The 4830-nt window shown below is 32.7% G+C and carries 4 protein-coding genes; 1 reads left to right on the forward strand and 3 read right to left on the reverse strand.

The genetic code is table 11. The annotated features are described in order from the left end of the window. The first annotated feature begins 54 nt into the window (after positions 1-54). Positions 55-1377 carry a uracil-xanthine permease family protein gene (locus tag ACTTBL_RS06725; protein ID WP_075536546.1) on the forward strand — a complete coding sequence of 441 codons (1323 nt, stop codon included), beginning with the start codon at positions 55-57 and terminating at the stop codon, positions 1375-1377. 47 nt (positions 1378-1424) lie between these two features. On the opposite strand, the gene ACTTBL_RS06730 is transcribed toward ACTTBL_RS06725, so the two are convergent. From ACTTBL_RS06730 to ACTTBL_RS06740, 3 genes are all read right to left on the reverse strand, one after another. Next, positions 1425-1871, reverse strand: coding sequence for an Hsp20 family protein (locus tag ACTTBL_RS06730; RefSeq protein WP_440643690.1), 447 nt, complete (start codon positions 1869-1871; stop codon positions 1425-1427). A 102-nt stretch (positions 1872-1973) separates the two neighbouring features. Further along, positions 1974-3422 carry a prolyl oligopeptidase family serine peptidase gene (locus tag ACTTBL_RS06735; RefSeq protein WP_440644148.1) on the reverse strand — a complete coding sequence of 483 codons (1449 nt, stop codon included), beginning with the start codon at positions 3420-3422 and terminating at the stop codon, positions 1974-1976. A gap of 6 nt (positions 3423-3428) precedes the next feature. Beyond that, positions 3429-4830 (reverse strand): TldD/PmbA family protein (locus ACTTBL_RS06740; RefSeq protein WP_440644149.1); only part of this gene is annotated, 1402 nt, incomplete at its 5' end.

Consider the following 4830-nt stretch of genomic DNA (forward strand, 5'->3'; position numbering starts at 1 on the left):
ATATTAATTCATAGTCAGTAATGTAACGTCTAATTAGTTAACGACGGAGGTTATATGGCTTCAAGAAAAACAAAAGTGGGCTCTACAAACAGTCCAGACAAGAAACTTCCATTAAATAAATCCATACCTTTAGGAATTCAGCACGTACTAGCAATGTTTGCTGGTAATATAACTGTTCCTATTATTGTGGCTGGAGTTTTTGGTCAAACGCCGGAACAAAAAATATTTTTGATTCAAATGGCTTTGTTTGTTGCGGGAGTTGCAACAATTATCCAAACAGTTGGATACAAAGAAATTGGTGCAAGACTTCCTATTGTTCAAGGAACCAGTTTTGCATTTATACCAATCATGCTACCATTTAAAGCAGCAGGATTAGGAGCAGTATTTACAGCAGCGTTCATTGGAGGAATTTTTCAAATTTTCATTGGAAAAGTTTTAAAACCAATAAGACATCTATTCCCACCATTAGTCACAGGTATAGTTGTGCTAATGATTGGATTTAGTTTGCTTAAAGTCGGTTTTATGTATGCAGGTGGAGGTGGATGGTTAATGAATAATAAACCTGAAATCTTTGCAAATGCAAATCATTTAACGGTTGCCGCTTCAGTGTTCATAGTTGCTATCTTTTTCAATCTTAGAGGTAAAGGAATGGCTTCTGCAGCTTCAATTTTGATTGGAATAGTAGCTGGCTTCATAGTTGCAGCAGCACTAGGAATGGTTAACTATGGTAAAATTGCATCTGCATCATGGTTTGCATTTCCAATGCCACTTCAATATGGAATTGATTTTGTGCCTGGTGCAATAATTCTAATGTTGTTTATGTCAATTGTTACAACGATTGAAACAATTGGGGACATAAGTGCTACTACAATGGGTGGTGCTAAACGAGAAGCAACGGATAAAGAAATATCAGGTGGAATTATGGCAGATGGTGTTGGTACTGCATTTGGTGCAATATTTAATGCGATGCCAAATACATCCTATTCACAAAATGCTGGACTAGTTGCGTTTACAGGAGTGGTAAGTAGGCACGTTGGAACTATTGCTGGAATAGTATTAGTTCTAATGGGATTATTTCCAAAATTAGGTGGAATAATTGCAGCAATGCCAGAGTCGGTGATTGGTGGAGCAGCAATCATTATGTTTGGTATGATTGTAGCTGCTGGTATTAAATTGATTTCAAGGGCAGAAATGGATCAAAGAAATTTATTAATCTTAGCTCTTTCTTTGTCTTTTGGAATTGGAATGTCATTATTACCAGACTTTGTGAAAAATATTCCAGATTTTGGAATAAGTTTAAAACTACTGTTAACAACTGGACTTATACCTGCTGGATTATTAGCATTTGTTTTAAATGCTATAATGGCAAAGAAATAATTAATTTAAACTTGTGGGGAGAAATCCCCACAAGCAAGGTTTAAGACTTATTTAATTTCAATAAGCTTCTTTTTTTTATGTTCTGGAATTATTCTTTCACAAGATATTGTTAAAAGACCATCTTTAAGCTCAGCACCATTAACTTTTACATCATCAGCTACAGTGAATGATCTTGCGAATTGTCTTTGAGAAATACCTTTATGAATAATTTCTCCATTAACATCACTGTTCTCAGATTTATTAACTTGTTTTGTTCTAACTGTTAATAAATTGTCCTCGAACTCAACCTCAACGTCTTTTTTGCTAAAGCCAGCCAATGCTACTTCAATTGCATAGTTGTCTTTGCCTGTCTTTCGGATGTTGTATGGTGGATAATTTGACTGCATTGTCAAATTCCCATTTCCCAACATATTTTCAAACTGGTCGAACATATCATCAAAACCAATTGAAAAAGGTCTAAGTGAGTTAAATATAGATAGATCCTTACTTGTCATAATATCCTCCTTTTTTAAGCAAGTTTATTTATGCAAGCCCCATTAGGCGACTTACTAGGTTTATATGGGAATTAATTTTTTTTTTTCAAGATTTAAAGTGCACTAAATTTTATTTGAAATTTTTAATGCAAATGCATAGTCAATAGCAATTTCTTCTATTGCCCCATCTCTTCCAGATTTTCCACCATGACCAGCATTCATTTCGGTTTTTAAAAGAAGTAAATTATTATCTGTTTTATAGTCTCTAAGTTTTGCCGTGAACTTTGCAGGTTCATCAAATAGAACCCTATTATCACTTAAACTTGTTGTAATAAAAATATGTGGATAATCCATCTTTTTAATATTGTTGTAAGGCGCATATGAAAAAATATAATCAAAATGTTCTTTATTCTCTTTTGCATTTCCAAATTCGTCAAATTCTCCCACAGTTAACGGTAAAGAATGATCAAGATTTGTTGTTAAAGAATCCACAAAAGGAACAGCCATGATAATTCCTAGAAATAATTCAGGAGATTGATTAACAACAGCTCCCATTAATAATCCTCCAGCAGATCCACCCATGCCAATAATTTTTCCTTTTGAGGTATAATTTTTTTCAATTAAATATTTTGCAGCATAAATATAATCTTCAAAGGTATTTTTTTTGTTTGTTAATTTTCCCTCTTTCCACCACTTCATACCTTTTTCCATACCACCTCTAATGTGAGCTGTGGCCCAAATTATATCTCTATTGATAAGACTTAATCTTGTGGAAGAAAAACTTGGGGACATAGAATTTCCATAAGACCCATATCCATACAATAAAACATTTGCAGACCCATCAATTTTTGTTTTTTTGTGTCTAGTAATTGTTAATGGAACCATTCTTCCGTCATGAGATTTAAACTCAACTCTCTCAACAATATAGTCATCTTTATTATGACCAGATGGGATCTCTTGTTCTTTAACAAGTTCTTTAGATTTTGTTGCTAAATTATATTTAAATACTCTAGAAGGAGTTTTAGGTGATGAGTATCCTAAATGAACTTCATCAGTATTTCTATCTTTTTGAGTTAAGCTTACTCCTGGAACATAAACAGTTTCATCAGAAAAAATTAATTCTTCTTCTATATTTGTAGAAATATTTTTGACAAATAATTTATCTAGTGCATCTGATGTCTCACCACGAATAATCCAATTTTTAAGAAATGTTAATCCACCAATTAAAACTTCATCTTTTGCTGGAATATATGTTTTCCAATTTTGATTTTCTAAATTGTCACAAATATCAATTTTAAAGTCTTCAGCATTTTTATTTGTGTGATTATAAAATTTACCATCCCATGAGTTAACAGAATATAGAACACCTCTTTCTCTTTTACCTAAATAAGTTTCTATACTTAATGCCAATCCATCTGATCTATCTGAGGCTTCTAGGGACTTATTTCTAAAATTAACTGTTTCTGAAATTGAGTGACCAACTGTAACACTTGCATTAGTTGCTCCCATTTTTTGTGCCAAATCTAAACAATATGAAGCTTTAGATTTTAGAAATTCTTGATCCTTAACCATAATGCTTTAAAGTTTTGTTCCACCAACTGTCATTTTATCGATCAAAATTGAAGGTTGGGCGACTCCCACAGGAACTCCTTGTCCTGCTTTTCCACAAGTTCCTATGCCTGGGTCTAACATCATATCATTTCCTACCATCGACACTTCTTTGAGTATTGATGGTCCGTCGCCAATAAGTGTTGCACCTTTAATTGGAGATCCAATTTTACCATTATTTATTTCGTAAGCTTCAGTACAATTAAATACAAATTTTCCAGAAGTAATATCTACCTGGCCACCTCCAAAACTTACTGCAAAAATTCCTTTATCAACAGATTTGATCATTTCATCTTGAGTTTGATTGCCACTTAACATCATTGTGTTTCTCATTCTTGGCAAAACAATATGTCTATAATTTTCTCTTCTTCCAGATCCGGTAGATCTTGTATTCATTAATCTTGCATTGTGTCTGTCTTGCATAAAATTTTTGAGAATACCATTTTCAATTAAAACTGTTCGCTCAGTTGGCGTTCCCTCATCATCAATAGTTAAACTGCCTCTTCTATTATCTATCGTACCATCATCAACAATTGTTACTCCCTCGCTTGCAACTTTTTCTCCAATAAGATCATGAAATGCTGATGTTTTTTTTCTATTAAAATCTCCTTCTAGACCATGACCAATTGCTTCATGAATTAATATAGCAGGCCAACCAGGTCCCAAGACTACTTTCATCTCACCAGCAGGTGCTGGTTTGCTTTCTAAATTTACTGATGCGATTCTAAAAGCCTCTTCACAAACATTTTTCCAATTATCATTTTTTAAATAATCGTCATAAGATTGTCTGCCACCTATTCCATATACTCCCGTTTCTTTTCTTCCATTTTTTTCCAACATTACAGAGACATTAAATCTAATTAATGGACGTACATCGGTGAGTGCTTCTCCACCTGATCGAATAATTTCAATTGATTTTTGCTCACCAGCAAAACTAGCAGTCACTTGTTTTACTGACCCATCTTTTTTTCTTAAAAAATCATTTACTTTATTTAAAACTTCTAATTTCGAGTCTAAAGATTTTTGTTCAATTGGATTAATATCTTCATAAAATTTTTTTTTAGATTTTGTAATTTCATGATTATATGTCCCTTTAATTGATTTAAGAGTTGATTTAAGATTTTCTGAGGAATTTTTTAATGAATCTTTTGATATTTCGTTAGAATATGAATAAGCAACAACCTCATTTGAGATAGCCCTGAAGCCAAATCCTAAATCAGAACTATAGTTTGAGCTTTTTATTTTATTGTCATCTAACAAAATTGACTCTGATTTCGATTCCTCTAAATAAAGCTCACCATCATCACAATTATTTAGTGTATCAGATACTATTTTATCTGCATCTTGTCTTGTTAAATCAGATTTGTTAAAG

It is taken from the genome of Candidatus Pelagibacter sp. HIMB123 (assembly GCF_052048195.1).
GTDB lineage: Bacteria > Pseudomonadota > Alphaproteobacteria > Pelagibacterales > Pelagibacteraceae > Pelagibacter.